Genomic DNA, 19,956 nt, shown 5'->3' on the forward strand with positions numbered 1-19,956 from the left:
CGCTTAAATAAGAATGAATTTGTCCGTTTCCCGATCCCCATCCATTTCACAATCCGCATTGCGGAATTTTATTGAAATCACTAAGTTTCGGCTTTCCGTTAGCGTAGTATTCTCCTCCGTTGCGGGGTATTTGTTGGGCGCAGATGTTATAGATTTTTATATACTTTTTCTTCTATGTGTGGGGGGTTATTGCATGGTGGGCGCATCCAATGTTTATAATCAAATTATTGAACGCGATCTGGACGCGCTTATGGACCGAACCAAAAACAGACCACTGCCCTCCGGTAAAATGAAGGTTCAACCTTCATTTATTTTGGCTGCAATTTTAACTGTTGTTGGCATCGTAGTTCTTTATTCAATAAATCCAATTACGGCAATGTTTGGCGCCATTTCCATATTTATGTACGTGAGTCTTTATACGCCGTTGAAAACCCGAACGCCTCTTTCGGTTTTTGTGGGTGCTTTTCCTGGAGCTATTCCATTTATGTTGGGCTGGGTGGCCGCCACCGGTAACTTCGGAATTGAACCCGGAACATTGTTTATGATCCAATTCTTTTGGCAATTTCCTCACTTCTGGGCTATCGGTTGGTTTCTATTTGACGATTATAAAAAGGGAGGATTTTTTATGCTTCCAAATGGAAAACGAGATAAGGGCACTGCAATACAGGTAATTTTATACACCATTTGGACGGTTCTCGTTTCGCTTATTCCAGTTTTGGGAATTACCGGAAAATTATATTTAACGCCTGTTTCGGGCATTTTGATTGGCATTCTTGGGATAGGTCTGTTTTATTATGCACTTCTTCTATACAAGAAAAAAACTTCAAAGGCAGCAAAACAGCTGATGCTTGCAAGTGTAAGTTATATAACACTTTTGCAAATAATTTATGTAGCCGATAAATTTTTGCGCTGAAAGATGAATGTAAACAATGAACATGCCTGACTAATAAAAAACAAGAATAACTAAAATGGATTTAACAGAAGGAACCGAGGAAATAAAGAAAAATAGAGCAAAGAAAAATATTCTTTGGTTTGGAATAATTAGCTTGACCATGAGTTTTGCGGGACTAACCAGTGCATACGTAGTAAGCAAGGAAAGGCCGGATTGGATTGCGAATTTCGAGATTCCGCAAGCTTTTTTTATTAGCTTAGGATTGATTTTAACCAGTAGCATAACCTTTCATTTTGCGCATAACGCAATAAAAAAGCAGCAAAACCGAATGGGAATGCTTCTATTGCTGTCAACGCTCATATTGGGAATTCTTTTTGTAATATTTCAATTTGTCGGCTTTTCCGAGATTGTGGAAAGTGGCTATTATTTCACGGGTCCGGCAAGCAGCATTACCACATCATTTATTTATTTAGTAGTGTTGTTGCACGTGGCACACGTTTTTGGGGGGCTAATTGCACTTTTGACCGTAATTTATAATCATTATAAACTGAAATACGAAAACGGTAAAACCCTTGGTGTTGAACTTGCTGCAACATTTTGGCATTTTGTGGATGTAGTGTGGATTTACCTGTTTTTATTTTTATATTTCGTTAAATAAAAATTAAACGTATTTTTGAACCTTATTTAAAAACCAAATTAGTTTTATGGAAGCTACTGTTGTTAAAACAGGTACCGAAGGAAAAACCTGGGGCGGCGGAAACAGTCCCCTAAAGGCGAGTTACGGCAAAATGATGATGTGGTTTTTCATCCTTTCAGATGCTTTAACTTTTTCAGGATTCCTTGCCGCTTACGGATTTTCAAGATTCAAGTTTGTTGATGCATGGCCAATTCCGGACGAAGTGTTTACGCACTTCCCATTTCTGCACGGGGTAGATGCGCCAATGTATTATGTGGCATTTATGACCTTCATTTTGATTTTTTCATCTGTAACCATGGTACTGGCAGTAGATGCGGGCCATCAAATGAAGCAAAATAAAGTTATTCTTTATCTATTTCTTACTATTATCGGGGGCTTTATTTTCTTGGGTTCCCAAGCTTGGGAGTGGGCAACCTTTATAAAAGGTGATTATGGTGCGGTTGAAACCAACGGTGGCCAGATTGTTCAATTTTTGAACAAAGATGGTGAGCGCGTGGCATTACGAGACTTTGCCGTAACTGCCACTGGTGCACGAGTAGAGCAAACGAGGGAAAATGGAATTTGGTTCAAAGAGGAAGCGGAGTATTTCCCGACAGTATCTTTTGAACAGGTAAAAGCTGGCTTATTAGCTAATGACAATATTTTAGTTAGAGTCCAAAATAAAGATGAACACGGACAGCACATAGTTTTGAGCCGTGAAGAGTCTATAGCGAAAGTTATGAATGACGGCGTTATGGTGGTAGAGGGTGCAAACCTTCGGCATAACGAATATGGCCATCCTCTCTTTGCGGACTTTTTCTTTTTCATAACAGGTTTTCACGGCTTTCACGTTGCCACTGGGGTGTTGATAAATTGCATCATTTTCTTTAACGTTATAATAGGCACCTACGAGCGTCGCGGCCACTATGAAATGGTAGAAAAAGTGGGTCTATATTGGCACTTTGTAGATTTGGTATGGGTTTTTGTATTTACCTTCTTTTATCTTGTATAAAAATTTTATTGTAGAAAAATGGCACACGAACATAAATTAGAGATTTTTAGAGGCGCTTTAAAATTCAAGTCGAACGTCAGCAAAATTTGGGGAGTATTTATCGTGCTTTCCATTGTAACCATTGTTGAAGTGGTATTGGGTATTATCCGTCCGGCCTTTTTGGTGGAACATAACTTTTTGGCCTTAAAACTACTTAACTGGATATTCATCATTCTCACAATATTTAAAGCATATTACATTACTTGGGACTTTATGCACATGCGCGATGAAACCGTAGGTCTTCGAAGAGCGGTAATCTGGACTGCAGTATTTCTTATTATATATTTGGTTACCCTTATTCTTATTGAGGGAGACTATATTTATGAAGTGTATAAAAACGGATATGTAAAATTTGATTTCTAAACCTATTTAGATCATCTTTAAAAGCCCTCCTTTCGAGGGCTTTTTTTATTGAGTTAATCCTCCCGAATATTTCTGCATAGCTCAAAACGAACAAAATATCAATTCCAAAAATTAAAAAAGTTCGAAAAAATCGAATTAATCATTCATTTAAGCAATAGCGAAAGGAATTGTTTTTTTCTGTAATAGGAAACAAGCTTATAAGAATTATAGTGATTGTTTCGCTGTTTCGCTGTTCTACCTTCTTAATGATTTTATTTATTTCAACAAAAGTTCCGAACAATTTTGTCAGGAATTCAACCGCTATCCAAAATAATAAAATTAACACCCTAAACTTTGCCCAACCCCCTTTTACCCTGTATTTTTGCAAAAGCAAAAAAAATGCAATAATGAAAAAATATATAGTGCTCGGCATCTTGTTTATCTTGCCCATAACGGCGTATATTTTTTTTGCGATGAGCACCAATTATTTTAAACCTTTACCCATACTTACTCATTCCGTGGCCGAATTGGATGGTTTTACGGACCGCGATGGAACACCGGTTCAGCTACAAAACCGCATCACGGTATTGGGTTTTTTCGGAAAAAATTTAGAAGAACACAAAGCTTATGCCTACAACCTCGCCCAAAAAATATATAGCAAAAATCACGAATTTAATGAATTTCAATTTGTGATTCTTTTGCCTAACGGCGCAGAGGAACAGGCGAGAAAACTTGAGCAAAAGCTAAAACAGATTGCGCCCACCGATGCGTGGTTTTTCGCTTTTGGTTCTGAAATAGATATCAGTCGGGTTTTTCAATCGCTGAACTCAAATCTTATATTAGATTCAAATTTGTCTACCCCATATGTTTTCATAATAGATAAGGAGCGAAGCCTTCGTGGCAGAAAAGATGATGAGGACGCAGGAGTTATGTATGGTTTTAACTCCAGCAACATTGCGGAAATTAACAACAAAATGAGCGACGACGTGAAAGTGCTTTTGGCAGAATACAGACGCGCCCTAAAAAAATATAAAGCCAATCGGGAAATATAACGGAAAATTGGAAATAAGGGAAGGGTACTGAGACGTAGTTTCACATTTTCAACAGATTATCCGAGAAAAGAAAATAGGCCAAGGACATCAGAAAACAAAAATTTTTCAAGTGAAAAAGAATTATTCATACATAGGCATATCTTTTATTGTTTTAATATTTGGAATCTGGGCCGTGCCAAAAATTGTAGATTACCTTTCAAAGCCAGATCTTGAAACTATTGGGGCTGTACCAGATTTTAGTTTTACGAATCAGGACGGCAAAATTATTTCTAATAAGGATTATAAAGGAAAAGTGTATGTGGTGGAATTTTTCTTCACAACCTGCCCGAGCATTTGTCCAATCATGACCGAGAACATGATCAAGATCCAAAATGAATTCCTTGGCAATCCTAATGTTGGCATTGCGTCATTTTCCATTGATCCGGCATATGATACGCCACAAGTTTTAAAGGAATACGCCAAAACAAAAGGGATAACCAAACTACAATGGCATTTAATGACTGGCGAAAAAGAAAAAATATTCAAGCTAGCCAATGAAGGTTTCAATTTATACGTTGGCGAAATGCCTGAGGCCGAAGGTGGTTTCGAACATTCCGGCTTTTTTGCGCTTATTGACCAAAACGGGAATATCCGCTCCCGTATTGACGAGCATGGTAATCCAATGATATATTATGATGGTTTGGATGATAAGCAAATTCAATTATTAAAGGAAGACATCAAAAATCTTTTGTAGAATATGGAAACTTCCGTCAGGGATACAAAAAAATATAATCTTTGGATTTGGATACTTTCCATCGCCATTCCCTTGGCGGTTGCTGCCTTGTTTTCCGTAAAAATTCCGGGCGTGCAGCGGTTGGGTTTTCTGCCGCCAATATATGCCAGTATTAATGCTTTGACTGCTATTTTGTTGGTGGTTGGGGTATATCAAATTAGAAAGGGAAATCGCAAGTTGCACGAACAACTCATGAAAATTGCTATCGGCTGTTCCGTTATGTTTTTGATGCTTTATATGGCCTATCACATTACATCAGATTCAACCGCTTATGGTGGGGAGGGGATGTTGAAATATGTGTATTATTTTATACTTCTTACGCATATATTGCTCTCGATTATCGTTATACCATTTGTATTAATAACTTATGTTCGCGCCATTGCGGGTCAATATTACAAACACCGAAAAATTGCGCGCATCACCTATCCGCTGTGGCTGTATGTTGCGGTTAGTGGCGTGGTTGTATATTTAATGATTTCGCCTTATTATTAGCAAAATAAATAAGAAACCATCTATGAAGCTTAAACTTCTTTTTGTCATTTTTCTGTTGTTGGTAGCCGCATTTCCCGCCGAAGCGCAATGTGCAATGTGCCGAGCTGTTTTGGAAAGCGAAGAAGGCGGTCAAGCGGCAAAAGGCATAAACAATGGCATTGTTTATCTAATGATTTTTCCATATCTGCTCGTTGGTGGCGTAGGCTACATTATTTATAGAAACCGAAAAAAGGCACGTGCCCAGGAAAATTCCTGAATAATTAACGTTTTCTGTAACAAGCATCGGCATTTGGAGTCTTATGATTAGACCCGAAATATTTAAATTAAAGTCTCAACAATAAATTAAAAGCAATGGGATTTCCCTATTGCTGAAAATTCCTATAATATTCAGGATGATAGAAATTAAAAACCTTCATAAGTCATATCATATGGGCAAAAATTCGCTGCATGTTTTAAAGGGCATAAACTTCTCAGTTTCCGAAGGGGAAATGGTTTCCATCATGGGTTCCTCTGGATCCGGAAAATCAACTTTGCTGAACATACTCGGCATTCTCGATGAAGCCGATGAAGGTACCTACACCCTGGACGGCACAATGATCAAAAATTTGAATGAAAAAGTGGCCGCGCGATATCGGAACAAATTCCTAGGTTTTATTTTTCAATCTTTCAACCTGATAAATTATAAATCTGCCTTGGACAATGTGGCGATGCCTCTATATTATCAAGGTGTAAAACGAAATGTCCGCACCGACAAGGCAATGCACTATCTCGAAAAAGTGGGATTGGCAGATTGGGCTTCCCATTTGCCCAACGAACTTTCCGGGGGTCAAAAACAACGTGTGGCCATTGCCCGCGCTTTGGCCAGTGATCCTAAAGTTTTGCTTGCCGATGAACCTACCGGCGCACTTGACACCAAAACTTCCTATGAGGTAATGGAACTAATACAAGGCATCAATGACGAAGGAAAAACCATTTTGATCGTAACCCACGAGGACGATATTGCCCACATGACAAAGCGGATTGTAAACTTAAAGGATGGGCTTATAATAGACGATTCGGTCGTGAGTCAGGTTCGCGCCAAAACCGAGAGCTATGTTTAATATTGAACGCTGGCAGGAAATTTTTGAGGCTATTCGCAAGAATAAATTGCGTACGTTCTTAACTGGACTCTCAGTTGCCTCGGGGATTTTCATTTTAGTCATTTTGCTCGCCATTGGCGAAGGTATGGCCAACGGAGTGGAAAAAGAGTTTGAACGCGACGCCACCAACCGAATCAGTGTTTGGACCAATGTTACATCGGTTGAACATAAGGGTATGAATCCCGGAAGAATTATTGAAATGGACAATCGGGATTATGACATGGCTGTTAACAAAAACAGTGATAGGATTGAGTTGAAATCGGGTGTTTTCAGTAGATGGGGGCAGTTAACAACTTATAAAAGAGAAAACGGAAGCTATCGGGTGGAAGGTGTTTTTCCCGACTATCAATTTTTAGAAAACGAAACCTTGGTAGCCGGAAGATATATAAACCAAAGTGATATCAATACAAATGAAAAGGTGGCAATAATCGGAAACCAAGTTTATTTGGATCTGTTTAAGGAACAAAACGCCCTGGGTGAATATATTGATATAACGGGAATTAAGTTTAAAGTTGTTGGTATTTACAGCGACCCCGGTGGCGAACGCGAGGAAACCCGTATTTTTATTCCGCTTACAACCGCACAAAGAATTTATAACGCAGGCAATAAACTTCGGTCAATGGCCTTTACCCTCGAAAAACAAGATAATTTTGAGGATGCTTTGGCGGCCTCCGAAGCTTTTTCTGCACAAATAGAATCCGATATAAAAACAAAACATTCCATCGCGCCCAATGATGAAAGGGCGGTGAACGTTAATAATACTTTAGAAAACACCAAAAAATTCTACGACTTGAATAATATGATCCGGTGGTTTTTTTGGGGCGTGGGCATCTGCACAATTATTGCGGGTGTGGTTGGTGTGAGCAACATTATGCTCATTATTGTTAAGGAACGAACAAAGGAAATTGGCATCCGAAAGGCCATTGGCGCTCAGCCGTGGTCTATAATAGGCATGATTTTGCACGAATCTATTTTCGTTACCGCCATCGCTGGGTTTGTAGGTCTCATTTTGAGTCTGTTTTTATTACAATTGGTAGGTCCACTTATTGAAACAGATTATATTCGGAATCCTTCCGTGGATTTTTCGGTAGCAATCACAACGGTTGTCATTTTAGTCGTGGCAGGAGCCGGGGCTGGTTTTTTCCCCGCATATCGAGCCGCAAACATTAAACCTATTGAAGCACTGCGCGATGAGTAAACTATTCAGCAGGGACAGTTGGGCGGAAATTATTGAGGCCCTCAGCAGCAATTGGTTCAGAACGGTTTTAACCGCTTTTGGCGTGCTTTGGGGCATATTCATTCTGGTTATTCTGCTGGCGGCTGGCAATGGTTTGGAAAATGGTATAAAACAAGGTTTTAATGGCATGGCCACGAATTCCATGTTTATGTGGTCGCAAACGGCATCACAGCCCTATAAAGGCTTGCCAAAAGGGCGCAGATATAATTTCAAAACGGACGATGTTCCAGCTATAAAACAACATGTGCAAGGCCTTCGGTTCGTGTCTCCCCGAAATCAGTTAGGTGGTTTCCGCGGCAGTAATAATGTAGTGCGCGGCCTGCAAACGGGCGCTTTTAATGTTTACGGAGATTACCCCGAAATAATCCAACAACAACCAATGGACATAACTTCCGGCAGGTTCATAAATTATTCAGATATCAATGAAAGGCGTAAAGTTGCCATTATCGGCAGTGGTGTCCAAAGTGCTTTATACGAGACAAATGAGGAAGTAATTGGCTCATACATTAAAATAAATGGAGTAAACTTTATGGTGATTGGCACTTACAAAAAAAAGGGAAATAACGGCGATCCCGAAGAGATGCAAAAGGAAATATACGTACCCTTTACAACTTTTTCACAAGCTTTCAATATGGGGGATATTGTAGGTTGGATGGCAATCACGGCACAGGACGGCTATTCTATCACTGATCTGAAATCTGAAGTTTTCGATGTAATAAAAACCAGGCACACTATAAATCCCAATGACGACCGCGCCGTGGGAAGTTTTGACCTTTATGAGGAATACAGCAAAATTAATGGGTTGTTTACGGCCCTAAACTTTGTTGCCTATTTTGTGGGAATATTGGTTTTACTTTCAGGAATTATCGGAATAAGCAATATTATGCTTATTGTGGTGAAGGAACGCACCAAGGAAATTGGAATCCGTCGTGCACTTGGTGCAACGCCGTGGGGCATTCGCGCCCAGATTTTGTTGGAATCCATTTTTTTGACCATTGTTTCGGGAATGGCAGGAATAATTTTGGCAACCGTGGTTTTGTGGTTAGTCAACTATCAACTAAGTACTATGGACACCAGTGAAATGATGTTTATAAATCCATCGGTAAACATTGGGGTTGTATTTATTGCTTTAACTATTTTAATAGTTTCCGGACTTTTGGCGGGCTTAATTCCCGCACAAAACGCAATAAAGGTTAAACCGGTTGAAGCACTCAGAACTGAATAGAAAGATTTATAATAATCAACAACATAAGAATAATTACAAGAATAACATAAAATGAAAAAAACCAAAACCATATTCATCCTTCTCACAATAGCCATACTATTTGTGGCTTCTATGTATTGGCTCTATTCAAAGAACATGCAAGATCCTGTGGTCTATCAAACAGAGAAACCTGTGGTAGGCTCTATTGTTAAAAAAACCGTGGCCACGGGAAGCATTGTCCCGAAGGAAGAAGTGCTAATCAAACCTAATATTTCAGGAATCATTGATGAAATTTTTGTGGTTGCAGGCCAGGTGGTAAAGGCGGGTGACCTTATTGCTAAAGTGAAAGTGGTCCCCAATGTATCCTCTCTCAATAGCGCAAAAAGCAACATTAACAGCGTGCGGACTCAAGTGGAAACCGCCCGGCTTGCTTTCGAAAATCAAAAAAGTATTTATCAGAGGCAAAAGGCACTTTTCGAAAAAGGGGTAATTTCTGCCAATGAATTTGATACGGCCCAATTAGCGTTCGACCAGGCCCAACAGCGCCTTAAACAGGAGCAAGTTGGCCTGACCGCCGCCAATCAAAACTACGATATCGTTAGAACCGGCACAACCAGCGGAATGGGCGCAGCGGCAAATACTGAAATTCGGGCCACCGTTTCGGGAATGGTGCTGGACGTTCCCGTGAAAACGGGCAACCAAGTCATAGAGGCCAATAATTTTAACGACGGTACAACCATCGCTACCTTGGCAGATGTTGATAAAATGATTTTTGAAGGAAAAGTGGACGAAAGCGAAGTTGGAAAAATAAAGGAAGGCCTTCCGTTACAAATTACAGTGGGCGCCATTTCCGACAGAACTTTTGATGCCGAACTGGATTATATTGCCCCAAAGGGCGTGGATGAAAATGGCGCAATCCAATTCGAGATAAAAGGAACGATGAAAAATTTGGACACTACCAAAACCTTCATCCGCGCGGGCTTGAGCGCAAACGCATCCATAATTCTGGCAAAGGCCGATAATGTGCTTACCATTAAAGAAGCCCTTGTCCAATACGATCAAAACACGCAAAAACCTTTTGTTGAGGTATTGGTTGGAGACCAACAGTTCGAAAAAAGGGAAATAACCTTGGGTGTAAGTGATGGAATTGACGTGGAAGTAAAATCCGGGGTTTCCGAAACCGATAACATTAAAGTGTGGAACCAACTTAAACCAGCACCGGCAGCAGGCGGCAGAAAATAAATTTTACCCGAACTTTATGATATCTTTGTTTCCGCTGTGGAAGAAAGATTTCAACCAATTATTAGATCAAACCAATCAAATCAATATTTAAATTTTGTAACGCAATCGCAATACAAAAGACATATTTCGCAACAATAAAACTTATGAAGAAGATAGCAATCCCTTTCTTTTTTTTGATTCTTTCCGTTTCCATTTCAGCCCAAACCAAGCAATGGACTCTGAACGAATGTGTTGAACATGCACTTATAAACAACATTTCAGTAAAACAGAGCGAACTTGAGTTGGAATTTACTGAAGCAGAAAAGCTGGAGGCCTTGGGCAATTTTCTGCCGTCAATAAATGCCAATATGAGTGCCTCGAAAAATACAGGTTTAAGCCTAAACCCTACCAACAATCAATTGGAGAATACCACCTTTGGCTCTGCTTCCGGAGCAGTAAACGTTGGATACACCCTATTTGATGGTCTTCGAAACGTACGCCAGTTGCAACGGGCAAAGCTTTCTGAACTTTCCGCACAATATCGTTTGGACAAAATGAAAGATGACATTGCCCTGGCGGTGGCAAATTCATATTTACAAGTTTTGCTGAACAAGGCAAACCTAAAAGTAGCAAGATCGCAAAATATCGTAACGCTGGAACAATTTGACAGAACGAATAATCTTGTGGACGCGGGCGTGCTTCCAAGAGGTGATCTTTTAGAAATAAAAGCAACCGATGCCAACGAAAAACAACGAATTGCCGTAGCCGAAAATACCGTTCGGATTTCCTTAATTAGTCTCGCGCAATTATTGTTGATAAAGGATTATGCCAATTTCGATATTGCCGATGAAGAATATAAAATAATTGACGGAGGCATTGCAGATAAAGATGTTGCTGAAATTATTGAAAGTGCCAAACAAACCCGTGCAGAAGTTAGAATTGCACAAAAGGAGGTTGAACTTGCCCAAAAAGATTTGCAGATTGCCCGCGGTGCCTACTTTCCCACGCTTTCGGCATTTTTCGGTTACAATACCCGCTATGCCGATAATGATCCGCTTCAAAAGGATTTTGTGGAGCAGTTATATCTAAACGATGGGATTGGTTACGGTCTGCAACTGAATGTTCCCATTTTTAACGGCTTTTCCGTAAAGGGAAATGTAATGAGAAATAAAATAAATTTAAAAAATACCGAATACCAATTGGAGCAAGCCGAACTGGATTTGGAATCAAATGTATATCAAGCCTATGTGGATGCCAACGGTGCGTTGAAAGCTTATGAGGCGGCCACCGTAGCGTTGGAATCGCAGGAACTTGCATATCAATATGCAAAGGATCGGTACGATGTTGGCCTCACCAATGCCTTCGACTTTAGCCAATCAAAATTGCGTTTTGACAATGCGAGAATTGAGGAAAACAGGACAAAATTTGAATATATTTTTAAACTGAAAGTTTTGGAACTTTACTTTGGCGTGGCCCCAAGCGAATTAAAATTTTAACTATGAAGAAAAAAACTATTATTTGGTTGTCGGTTGCAGTTGCCCTTCTTATTGTTTTACTTCTAGTTGGGAAAAAACAAGGTTGGTTTGGAAAATCCGGTGATTACAAAGAAGTGGAAATCACTAAAATTGAACCAATAAATATTACCGAAACCGTTGCCGCAACTGGGAAAATCCAGCCCGAAGTTGAAGTGGCGCTATCTTCGGAAGTTTCCGGCGAAATTATAGAACTTCCCGTTAAGGAAGGTCAAACTGTTGAAAAGGGGCAGCTCTTGGTTAAAATCAATCCAGATTTGATTCAAGCAGCCGTCAGTCAGTCCCAAGCTGGACTTCAAAATGTTCGAGCCCAATTGTCGCAAGCCCAAGCCAGTGAAAAGAATGCGAAGCTAAATTATGATCGTAATAAATCGCTTTTTGAAAAAGGAGTGATTTCCAAAGCGGAATGGGACAGATCTGTGGCTGATTATGACATGGCCCAAGCAAATTCCAAAGCAGCATTTTACAATGTGCAAAGTGCTGCGGCAAACGTAAAGCAATCTGTGGACAACCTTTCCCGAACAAGCATTTATGCGCCAATGAGCGGAACCATTTCCAAACTTTCCGTTGAGTTGGGCGAAAGGGTAGTGGGGACCGCCCAAATGGCCGGTACTGAAATTGTGCGCGTTGCCAACCTTCAAAAAATGGAAGTTGAAGTGGATGTTAATGAAAACGATATTGTAAAAGTGGCCGTTGGCGATTCCACAATTGTAGAGGTTGATGCATACTTAAAACGGGAATTCAAGGGTGTGGTTACTGCCATTGCCAACAGTGCAGAAAGCGCGTTGACCGCGGACCAAGTCACCAATTTTAAAGTGAAGGTTAGCATTCTGCCGGAATCCTACAATGATCTTACCGAGGGCAAACCGGAAAGTTTTTCGCCGTTTCGCCCGGGTATGACTGCTACCGTAGACATTATTACCAACCAAAAAAATAACGTTATCGGCGTTCCCATCAGTGCCATTGTTATAAAAACAGATACTACCGATTCCAAAAAACCAACTGTGGGGGAAGTGAATCCGAACGCGGAAAAATTTGAGGCCGTGTATGTAATGAATGGCGAAGAAGCAAAACTGCGTGTAGTGAAAACGGGTATCCAAGACGATTCAAACATTGAGATTCTCTCTGGCTTAAAGGAAGGTGAAACAGTAATCACCGGTCCTTACAACACCGTTACCAAACTTCTGAAACAAGGCGATAAGGTTCAGGTTACAGCTCCCGAAAAGGATAAAAAGAAAAAATAATGGCTATTATTTTATGTCTTGAAACAGCAACCGTAAACTGTTCCGTGGCCCTTGCCGTCAACGGGGAGATAAAAGCAATTCGTGAAGAGAATGACCAGAAATTCTCACATGCGGAAAAACTGCACGTTTTTATTGATGAGGTTTTAAAAGAAGCGAAAATTGCAAAAGCCGGTCTGGATGCTATTGCCGTTAGTAAAGGTCCGGGTTCCTACACTGGCCTGCGTATCGGCGTTTCTGCGGCTAAGGGCCTATGTTTTGCATTGGACATTCCTTTAATATCCACCTTTACATTGGAAGTTTTGGCGCAACAAGTGAATCCAAAAGATGGATTTATTATTCCACTGCTCGATGCGCGAAGAATGGAAGTATATTCAGCAGTTTTCAATGCTGAAAAAAAACAAATAAGAGAAACTCGGGCAGAAATTCTGAACGAAAATTCCTTTAGCGAATTTTTAAAAGCAGGGAATACGGTTTTTCTGGGCGATGGCGCCGATAAGCTGGAAGCTATTTGCAATAGTGAAAACGCACGCTTTCACCAACGCTCTTTTCCCTCAGCAGCTGATATGGCCCAATTGGCGGAAGCCAAATATAAAATAAGCGACACCGAAGATGTCGCTTATTTTGAACCTTATTATTTAAAGGAATTTATGCTGGGTTAATCCAGTTTCTTATAATAGGGAATCGAAATAGGAAACTAATGCTATCATATCCGCTTCCTTATCAATATCAATGTTATTTTTCTTTATGTACGATTTAATTTCATCACTCTTCTTATCCATCATTTTAAGCACTTTGGATTTGCTGCTGGGCATTTCCAAAAATGTACCGTTGTGTACTAAATAATAGGTGGTAGTTTTAACGAAGGAAGGGGGTAAATCTCGTTCATAGCTTGTTTTAGCCTTTTGAGGTTCCCTGAATATGGCCGTTGTTTTCTTGTACAGGTCATACGTTTGTCCGTCGATCAGCACATTGAAATATCCGCCTTTTTCGTTGCTTCCTTCAAAGGGCACAAAGTGAAAAAGATCATTTCCCATTTTTACGAATATGTTTGGATCCTGCACAAGTGCGCTGTAGTTTTCATCAAAATTGTTTTTCTTTATTTCAATTTCGTCGGCAAAAGCATTATAACGCATTGGCACATTATCTTTTATCAACTTGTCCACTTGATAAATATTCCCGGAAATGAAATTCGGGTTTAGGTATGCTTCATCCTTTATAACGTTAAATTCTGCTTCGGTTAAACCAAATGCCAGCGACTTTTGGTTAAGGTCAATGGTGCGGGAGTACATATCATAATGACTGTTTCCTGCATAACTTCCCGCTTGTGAAAAAGCCGAAATGCCCGCAGTAATACAAAGTACGGTGATTACTATTTTTTTCATGATAACTGTTTTTTATTAATAATTCCAGTGAATATTTCCACAAATTAAGCATTATTTTTTTAATGTTTCCAAATTAAAATGATGCACATCGCGTTGTGGGTATGGAATTGTGATTCCGGCAGCTTCCAATCTTGCTTTACTTTCTTCTAAAATATACCAACGTAGCTCCCAAAAATCCTCGTTTTTCGCCCAATACCGCAAGGTTAAATTTACGGAACTGTCACCCAATTCCGCTACTGCAACCATAGGCAATTTATCTTCAATTTTTAAAACAGTTTCCTGCTCCATCACCAAGCTTAGAAGTATTTCTTTTGCTTGCTTTATGTTGTCATCATATCCAATACCTATGGTCAGACTTTCCCGTCGAATTCCTTCTACGGTATAATTGATAATATTTTCATTGCTCAGTTTACCGTTTGGCAAAATGGCAAGCTGGTTGCCGAAAGTGGTGAGCTTTGTGTTGAAAATACTGATTTCCTTTACTGTCCCGTCCACACCTTGGGCGCTGATAAAGTCGCCCACACGAAAGGGTTTCAATAATAGAATAAGAATCCCTCCGGCAAAATTGGCAAGCGAGCCCTGAAGTGCCAAACCAATGGCAAGTCCGGCGGCACCAATGATGGCGACCAATGAAGCCGATTCAACACCCAATTGTGTAATTACCAAAACGAAGAGAATTATTTTAAGCCCCCAATTGATTAGGGTTGCGATGAAATTTTCCAAGGCGGGATCGTATTCCTTTCTATCGAAAAACTTGTTAATAAAACTATTGAGGAGTTTTATAAGCCAAAAACCTACTAAAAGCATCAGCGCAGCGCCGATAAGGTTTGGCAAAAAGTCAATTAGTTTTTTTCCGTATTCTTCAATGTAGATATCCCAATCTTTAAATTTTTCCATAAATTTTATTCGTTTTTGTTTATTGATTCAATTGCAATTTTAGAGTCGTGAACCGGGAGTTGGCAAGTGTTGTTCTTGCAAACATATATATAGGTTTCTTTCGGTGAATATCGATTTTTGAATAGTGGGCCGTTGTTGGCCGTTATGCTTCCGGCAATAATTTTATTGGGAAGATACACTTGGTTCAGTTCCTTTATTTTTTCCGGGGCCATTTCGCCTATTACTACTATTTCGTAAAAACTGCTCTGGAAATTCAGCAACAAATCCATCCAATTTGAAAAGCCGCTGGGGTACTGTTCCATTTCGGGCAGAACATTTTTCAGCATTTGACGGGAAATTTCCTCAAATTCCTTTTCTTCCAGATATTTAGAAAGCTGAAAAAGATTTTTCGCCATAACAGAGTTTGACGCCGGAATCACATTGTCCCTATATTCAAAATTTCGAATGACGATGGCCAGATCTTGTTTGGAAGTAAAGTAGAACATCATTTTTTCATCGTCAAAAAAATTGGCCATTGCATAATCCGTCATTTTCTTTGAAAGGTCCAGCCAATTGTGATCCATCGTTACTTGATAAAGGGCGATATAGGCTTCAACGGTAAAGGCATAATCTTCCAAGAATCCATTTATGCTGCTCTTCCCATTTTTATAATTATGGAAAAGGGCACCATTTTTTTGAAGTTGATTTTCCGAAATGAATTGGGCATTTTTTAAGGCCGCCGCTAAATATTTTTCGTCATTGAAGGTTTTGTACGCATCAATATAGCCTTTCAACATAAGGGCGTTCCACGAGGTAAGCGTTTTGTCATCCAACCGCGGTTTTGATCTTTTATTCCGGTGGGCAAGTAGGGTGATTTTCCAATTTTTCTTTTTTTGCTGAAATGCTTCGGAGGTAATTTTGAATTCATTTTGAATGGCTTCATCCGACCTTTTGCGAATCAGCACATAATTGTCCTTTTCCCATTTTCCATAGTCGTTAAGGTTATAATATTCCTTAAAAATTTCAAAGTCATTTTGCAACAATTTCTGTAACTCTTCTGAATTATATACATAAAAAGCGCCCTCCTCAAGATTACCTGTTTCATCTTTGCTATCTGCATCCAAAGAGGAATAAAAACCGCCATTTTCGTGTGTCAATTCCCGTGAAATAAAATTCAGTGTCTCTTCTACCACTTCTTTGTATAACTCTTTTTGGGTTACCAAATAGGCATTGCTGTAAAGACTCACAAGTTGGGCATTGTCGTATAGCATTTTTTCAAAATGCGGCACATGCCATTTTTCATCAGTGCTATAGCGCGCAAACCCGCCGCCCATTTGGTCATACAGTCCGCCATACGCCATTTTGTCCAAAGTTAGGGTTACGTAATTCAATAGTTCGATATCATTTTTTTCGACAGCTTGGCGCAAAAGAAATTCCAGATTGTTTGGCATCATAAATTTCGGGGCGCCTTTATATCCGCCGTATTCCGAGTCAAAGTTCTGTGACAAATTCTTCAAAATTCCCGAAATTTGAACCGTTGTAAAATCTATGTCCTGCATGTTCAAATGTATTAGATCCATACTTTTGAGACCTGCTTCCAAACGGTTGGCATAGGCTATCAATTTTTCGGGTTCATTGTTATAAATTTCGTGGATTTGTTCTAATGCATTTATCCAATCATTCTTTCTGAAATAGGTGCCGCCCCACACCGGTCTTCCGTCGGGTAGCGTAACTACATTTAAGGGCCAGCCCGCGCTCCCCTTCATTAATTGAACGGCATTAATGTAGGTTTGGTCCACGTCCGGCCGTTCCTCCCGATCCACTTTAACCGATATAAAATTTTTGTTCATTACCGCGGCAACAGTACTATCCTCAAAACTTTCGTGCTCCATCACGTGGCACCAATGGCAGGCGGCGTAGCCAATACTTATAATTATAAGCTTTTTCTCATTTTTTGCCTGCTTTAATGCGGCATCGCCATAGGGTTTCCAATGCACGGGATTGTGCGCATGTTGCAGCAGATAAGGACTGGATTCGTGAATTAAATCATTGGTATGGGGATGTGTTTCCAAGGGCTCTTTTTTTGAGGAATTGCAACTAAAAAATAAGAATAATGCCAAAAAGGCAAGCAGCATTCGCATCTTGTGAATTTTGTAAAACAAAAATACGCTTTTGAATTTTCAAAAGCGTACTTCAAAAATTCACCATTTGGTTATTTAAATTGAAATCAAAATACAATTATTCAAAATCATTTGTTTGAAAATTAAGTTAAAAACCATCCCTTATTCCTTAAAATAATAATTGATGAAGCTCTTACCCATTGATGGCAACAACCTGATTTATTTGTCCGTGGAGCATTTCCTTCAACATGGTTTCAATACCATTTTTAAGTGTGATGGTTGAAGATGGACAACCGCTGCAAGCTCCCTGTAGTACAACTTTTACAGTTTTGGTATCCGCGCTGTAAGAGTCAAAAAGAATATTGCCTCCATCGCTCGCTACGGCAGGTTTCACGTATTCGTCAAGTATTGCGATTATTTCCTTTTCAATGGCGGTATGGGGTTTTGCTTTTGTTTCCGGTGAATTTTTATCCAATGAAACATTTGAGGTAGTAGCGTTTATTTCTGGCATGTCTTCCGCAAAGACTGGGTTTCCCTCCTGAAGAAATTGTTGGATAAATTCGCGCATTTCCATTGAAATTTCTTGCCAATCCGCCCAATTATGAATCATAATAGATATAAAATTGCCGCTGATAAAAACCTCCTTTACGAATGGAAAATTGAAAAGATTCTTTGCCAATGGCGAAATGGCCGCATCCTCAGCTTGTTTGAATTCAAAATTACCGGAAGCTAATGTTTTGTTGGCAATAAATTTCATGACCGACGGGTTTGGAGTACTTTCGGCATAAATGCTGCTCGGTGTTTTTTTGGCTGCGTTTGGTAGGGAAATCACGGCTTTACCACTGTTTAAATAGTCCGCAATAGATTCTGCTACTTCCTCTTGCACATCCTTCCATTCCACAATATCATATTTTTCAATAGCCACAAAATTCTGTGAGATATAAACTGTTTTTACAAAGGGAAGATAAAAAAGTTGTTGGGCCAGTGGACTGCTTTTTGCCTCGTCAATATTGCCAAATTCATGGCTCGTAGAGCGAGTTAACAAAGAATTAGCAATAAATTTAACAATATTTTGGTTGCTCGTTTGCGAAATAGCTATGTTAAATTGGGACATTTCCTAGTTTTTTTTGCGAAATTATAAAAAGAAAAACAATGTATTCAATATATTTGGCATCTTAACAGCTGAATTATGAAAAAATTATTACTTCTATTTCTTATCATATTTCCTCTTTTTGTTTTTTCACAACCCGTACAATTATTTCAGCAGTTTAATGGAAGATATGATTTTACAGCCGTTGGAAATACCCTGAATGCACAGCCCAATTTTAACGGATATTGTGGCCAGATGCTACAAAGCAGTGCCAATTTGGCCCTGAGCCCCGGACAAAATTTTGTTTCTGCACATCTTTATTGGGGTTCTATTGGCACGGGCGATTTTGATGTTGCCATAAATGGAAGCCCTATTAGTGCACAACGAATTTTTAGCCATACATTTAATTCACAGCCCTATTTTTCTGCATATGCAGATGTAACCGCTTTGGTTGGCGCTACGGGTAATGGAACTTACACTTTTTCTGACATGGACGTTCAGGCATTACTTCCTGGCTATTGCGGAACTAATTTTGGAGGTTGGGCCATATATGTTATTTATGAAGACGCCTCGCTGCGACTCAATCAAATTAGTTTGTTTGATGGGTTGGAAAGTGTATCCGCCAATAATAATAACTTGAGCATTACCTTGACCAATATTGATGTAAGTTCTGATGTACTCTCCAAAATCGGTTTTTTGGCTTGGGAAGGGGAAGCCGAAATCGCCAATGGGGAGAGTTTATTTATTAATGGCAATTTAATATCAAATGCCTTGAATCCCGCCAACAATGCTTTTAATGGGACCAATTCCTATCCACCTCCCGGAAATGCACAGAACTATAACATGGATTTGGATTTCTATAGTTTAACAGGAATTGTTGCTCAGGGAGATCAAACCATTCTTATTGAATTGGAATCATTGCAGGATTTCATCATGGTAAACAATATCATTACCAGTGTAAATTCGGAACTTCCCGATGCTACCATTGAAATTGATGATCTCGGAGTACTATGCCAAAATAATGATATAGATGTAGAATATACTGTCTATAATGTCAACAGTACTAATGAATTGCCAGCCAATACCCCCATTGCTTTTTATGCAGATGCCGTATTGATCGGCCAGACTGTTACCAACAATATTATTCCAATAGGAGGTTCTGAAAGCGGAACTATAACGCTGAACATCCCAATTGCTACTCCCAACAATTTTAATTTACGAGCGGTTGTTGATGATATTGGTAACGGAACTGGTATTGTAGCAGAAACTAATGAATCCAATAATGAATTTATTTTTCCTGTAGATCTCAGCACCGCTGGAATTCTTCTGAATCCAGGCCCCGCGTGTCTGGGACGTCCAGTAATTTTGGACTCTGGTGTAACCGATCCACCTTTCAATATTCAATGGTTTAGAAATGGAATTGCCATTCCTGGAGCAACAAACCCAACGCTGGTAGTTACTACCGATGGAATTTATTCTGTTGAAGCAGTAGACGGAATTTGTAGAGTTGATAGTAATTCTGTTGTAATAACTTTTAGGCCCCAGCCCATCGCCAACCCACCCGTTGATCTTTTCCAGTGCGACTACGGCACTACGTCCGGGGTCTTCGACCTCCGTGACAACGACGCCAATAT

The 19,956-nt window shown here is 39.7% G+C and carries 20 protein-coding genes; 16 read left to right on the top strand and 4 right to left on the bottom strand.

Features of this window, described 5'->3' with window-relative positions:
• Positions 1-13: 13 nt before the first annotated feature.
• The 15 genes from cyoE to tsaB all read left to right on the top strand — a co-directional run bounded on the left by cyoE (position 14) and on the right by tsaB (position 13,513).
• Positions 14-913, top strand: a complete 900-nt coding sequence (gene cyoE, locus QRD02_RS03220; RefSeq protein ID WP_290253455.1) for a heme o synthase — start codon at positions 14-16, stop codon at positions 911-913.
• Positions 914-968: 55 nt separating this feature from the next.
• The gene (locus tag QRD02_RS03225; protein WP_290253456.1) at positions 969-1,550 is read left to right on the top strand and encodes a cytochrome c oxidase subunit 3; all 582 of its coding nucleotides are present in this window, start codon (positions 969-971) and stop codon (positions 1,548-1,550) included.
• 46 nt (positions 1,551-1,596) lie between these two features.
• Positions 1,597-2,580 carry a cytochrome c oxidase subunit 3 gene (locus QRD02_RS03230; protein ID WP_290253457.1) on the top strand — a complete coding sequence of 328 codons (984 nt, stop codon included), beginning with the start codon at positions 1,597-1,599 and terminating at the stop codon, positions 2,578-2,580.
• 18 nt (positions 2,581-2,598) lie between these two features.
• A complete protein-coding gene (locus QRD02_RS03235; RefSeq protein ID WP_290253458.1) occupies positions 2,599-2,982 on the top strand; it encodes a cytochrome C oxidase subunit IV family protein in 384 nt (127 codons plus the stop codon).
• Positions 2,983-3,368: 386 nt separating this feature from the next.
• On the top strand, positions 3,369-4,013 hold the full coding sequence (locus QRD02_RS03240; protein ID WP_290253459.1) for a hypothetical protein: 645 nt from the start codon (positions 3,369-3,371) through the stop codon (positions 4,011-4,013).
• 109 nt (positions 4,014-4,122) lie between these two features.
• Complete coding sequence (locus QRD02_RS03245) at positions 4,123-4,746, top strand: SCO family protein (RefSeq protein WP_290253460.1); 624 nt, start codon at positions 4,123-4,125, stop codon at positions 4,744-4,746.
• A 3-nt stretch (positions 4,747-4,749) separates the two neighbouring features.
• Entirely contained in the window at positions 4,750-5,277 is a 528-nt protein-coding gene (locus tag QRD02_RS03250) for a DUF420 domain-containing protein (RefSeq protein ID WP_290253461.1), read from the top strand.
• A 22-nt stretch (positions 5,278-5,299) separates the two neighbouring features.
• Entirely contained in the window at positions 5,300-5,533 is a 234-nt protein-coding gene (locus QRD02_RS03255; RefSeq protein ID WP_290253462.1) for a hypothetical protein, read from the top strand.
• A gap of 136 nt (positions 5,534-5,669) precedes the next feature.
• Positions 5,670-6,377 (top strand): ABC transporter ATP-binding protein, encoded by a 708-nt coding sequence (locus tag QRD02_RS03260; RefSeq protein WP_290253463.1) that lies wholly within the window; start codon positions 5,670-5,672, stop codon positions 6,375-6,377.
• Positions 6,370-7,614 (top strand): ABC transporter permease, encoded by a 1,245-nt coding sequence (locus QRD02_RS03265; RefSeq protein WP_290253464.1) that lies wholly within the window; start codon positions 6,370-6,372, stop codon positions 7,612-7,614. Before QRD02_RS03260 ends, QRD02_RS03265 begins: the two co-directional genes overlap by 8 nt.
• The gene (locus tag QRD02_RS03270) at positions 7,607-8,878 is read left to right on the top strand and encodes an ABC transporter permease (RefSeq protein ID WP_290253465.1); all 1,272 of its coding nucleotides are present in this window, start codon (positions 7,607-7,609) and stop codon (positions 8,876-8,878) included. The genes QRD02_RS03265 and QRD02_RS03270 overlap by 8 nt, the downstream gene beginning before the upstream one ends.
• Before the next feature lie 51 nt (positions 8,879-8,929).
• Entirely contained in the window at positions 8,930-10,099 is a 1,170-nt protein-coding gene (locus QRD02_RS03275) for an efflux RND transporter periplasmic adaptor subunit (RefSeq protein ID WP_290253466.1), read from the top strand.
• A gap of 143 nt (positions 10,100-10,242) precedes the next feature.
• Entirely contained in the window at positions 10,243-11,574 is a 1,332-nt protein-coding gene (locus tag QRD02_RS03280) for a TolC family protein (protein WP_290253467.1), read from the top strand.
• 2 nt (positions 11,575-11,576) lie between these two features.
• A complete protein-coding gene (locus tag QRD02_RS03285; RefSeq protein ID WP_290253468.1) occupies positions 11,577-12,854 on the top strand; it encodes an efflux RND transporter periplasmic adaptor subunit in 1,278 nt (425 codons plus the stop codon).
• The gene (tsaB, locus tag QRD02_RS03290) at positions 12,854-13,513 is read left to right on the top strand and encodes a tRNA (adenosine(37)-N6)-threonylcarbamoyltransferase complex dimerization subunit type 1 TsaB (RefSeq protein ID WP_290253469.1); all 660 of its coding nucleotides are present in this window, start codon (positions 12,854-12,856) and stop codon (positions 13,511-13,513) included. Before QRD02_RS03285 ends, tsaB begins: the two co-directional genes overlap by 1 nt.
• 9 nt (positions 13,514-13,522) lie before the next feature.
• Here tsaB and QRD02_RS03295 read toward each other — a convergent pair whose 3' ends face one another.
• The 4 genes from QRD02_RS03295 to QRD02_RS03310 form a co-directional block, all read right to left on the bottom strand.
• Positions 13,523-14,236: a hypothetical protein gene (locus QRD02_RS03295; protein ID WP_290253470.1), complete on the bottom strand. Its 714-nt coding sequence runs from the start codon at positions 14,234-14,236 to the stop codon at positions 13,523-13,525.
• A 51-nt stretch (positions 14,237-14,287) separates the two neighbouring features.
• A complete protein-coding gene (locus tag QRD02_RS03300; RefSeq protein WP_290253471.1) occupies positions 14,288-15,133 on the bottom strand; it encodes a mechanosensitive ion channel family protein in 846 nt (281 codons plus the stop codon).
• Between the two features lie 5 nt (positions 15,134-15,138).
• Positions 15,139-17,253 carry a thioredoxin domain-containing protein gene (locus tag QRD02_RS03305; RefSeq protein WP_290253472.1) on the bottom strand — a complete coding sequence of 705 codons (2,115 nt, stop codon included), beginning with the start codon at positions 17,251-17,253 and terminating at the stop codon, positions 15,139-15,141.
• Between the two features lie 172 nt (positions 17,254-17,425).
• Positions 17,426-18,346 (bottom strand): NifU family protein, encoded by a 921-nt coding sequence (locus QRD02_RS03310; RefSeq protein WP_290253473.1) that lies wholly within the window; start codon positions 18,344-18,346, stop codon positions 17,426-17,428.
• Positions 18,347-18,421: 75 nt separating this feature from the next.
• Here QRD02_RS03310 and QRD02_RS03315 point away from each other — a divergent pair.
• On the top strand, positions 18,422-19,956 hold a 1,535-nt coding region (locus tag QRD02_RS03315; protein WP_290253474.1), incomplete at its 3' end, for a CARDB domain-containing protein.

It is taken from the genome of Aequorivita aurantiaca, assembly GCF_030410135.1.
Taxonomy (GTDB): Bacteria; Bacteroidota; Bacteroidia; order Flavobacteriales; family Flavobacteriaceae; genus Aequorivita; species Aequorivita aurantiaca.

Bases quoted from the DNA above. Each gene is read 5' to 3' on its own strand.
- cyoE (WP_290253455.1), top strand. From the start codon at position 14: ATGAATTTGTCCGTTTCCCGATCCCCATCCATTTCACAATCCGCATTG.
- tsaB (WP_290253469.1), top strand. From the start codon at position 12,854: ATGGCTATTATTTTATGTCTTGAAACAGCAACCGTAAACTGTTCCGTG.
- QRD02_RS03310 (WP_290253473.1), bottom strand. From the start codon at position 18,346: ATGTCCCAATTTAACATAGCTATTTCGCAAACGAGCAACCAAAATATT.
- QRD02_RS03260 (WP_290253463.1), top strand. From the start codon at position 5,670: ATGATAGAAATTAAAAACCTTCATAAGTCATATCATATGGGCAAAAAT.
- QRD02_RS03305 (WP_290253472.1), bottom strand. From the start codon at position 17,253: ATGCGAATGCTGCTTGCCTTTTTGGCATTATTCTTATTTTTTAGTTGC.
- QRD02_RS03295 (WP_290253470.1), bottom strand. From the start codon at position 14,236: ATGAAAAAAATAGTAATCACCGTACTTTGTATTACTGCGGGCATTTCG.
- QRD02_RS03275 (WP_290253466.1), top strand. From the start codon at position 8,930: ATGAAAAAAACCAAAACCATATTCATCCTTCTCACAATAGCCATACTA.
- QRD02_RS03280 (WP_290253467.1), top strand. From the start codon at position 10,243: ATGAAGAAGATAGCAATCCCTTTCTTTTTTTTGATTCTTTCCGTTTCC.
- QRD02_RS03230 (WP_290253457.1), top strand. From the start codon at position 1,597: ATGGAAGCTACTGTTGTTAAAACAGGTACCGAAGGAAAAACCTGGGGC.
- QRD02_RS03250 (WP_290253461.1), top strand. From the start codon at position 4,750: ATGGAAACTTCCGTCAGGGATACAAAAAAATATAATCTTTGGATTTGG.
- QRD02_RS03235 (WP_290253458.1), top strand. From the start codon at position 2,599: ATGGCACACGAACATAAATTAGAGATTTTTAGAGGCGCTTTAAAATTC.
- QRD02_RS03240 (WP_290253459.1), top strand. From the start codon at position 3,369: ATGAAAAAATATATAGTGCTCGGCATCTTGTTTATCTTGCCCATAACG.
- QRD02_RS03225 (WP_290253456.1), top strand. From the start codon at position 969: ATGGATTTAACAGAAGGAACCGAGGAAATAAAGAAAAATAGAGCAAAG.
- QRD02_RS03265 (WP_290253464.1), top strand. From the start codon at position 6,370: ATGTTTAATATTGAACGCTGGCAGGAAATTTTTGAGGCTATTCGCAAG.
- QRD02_RS03255 (WP_290253462.1), top strand. From the start codon at position 5,300: ATGAAGCTTAAACTTCTTTTTGTCATTTTTCTGTTGTTGGTAGCCGCA.
- QRD02_RS03285 (WP_290253468.1), top strand. From the start codon at position 11,577: ATGAAGAAAAAAACTATTATTTGGTTGTCGGTTGCAGTTGCCCTTCTT.
- QRD02_RS03300 (WP_290253471.1), bottom strand. From the start codon at position 15,133: ATGGAAAAATTTAAAGATTGGGATATCTACATTGAAGAATACGGAAAA.
- QRD02_RS03270 (WP_290253465.1), top strand. From the start codon at position 7,607: ATGAGTAAACTATTCAGCAGGGACAGTTGGGCGGAAATTATTGAGGCC.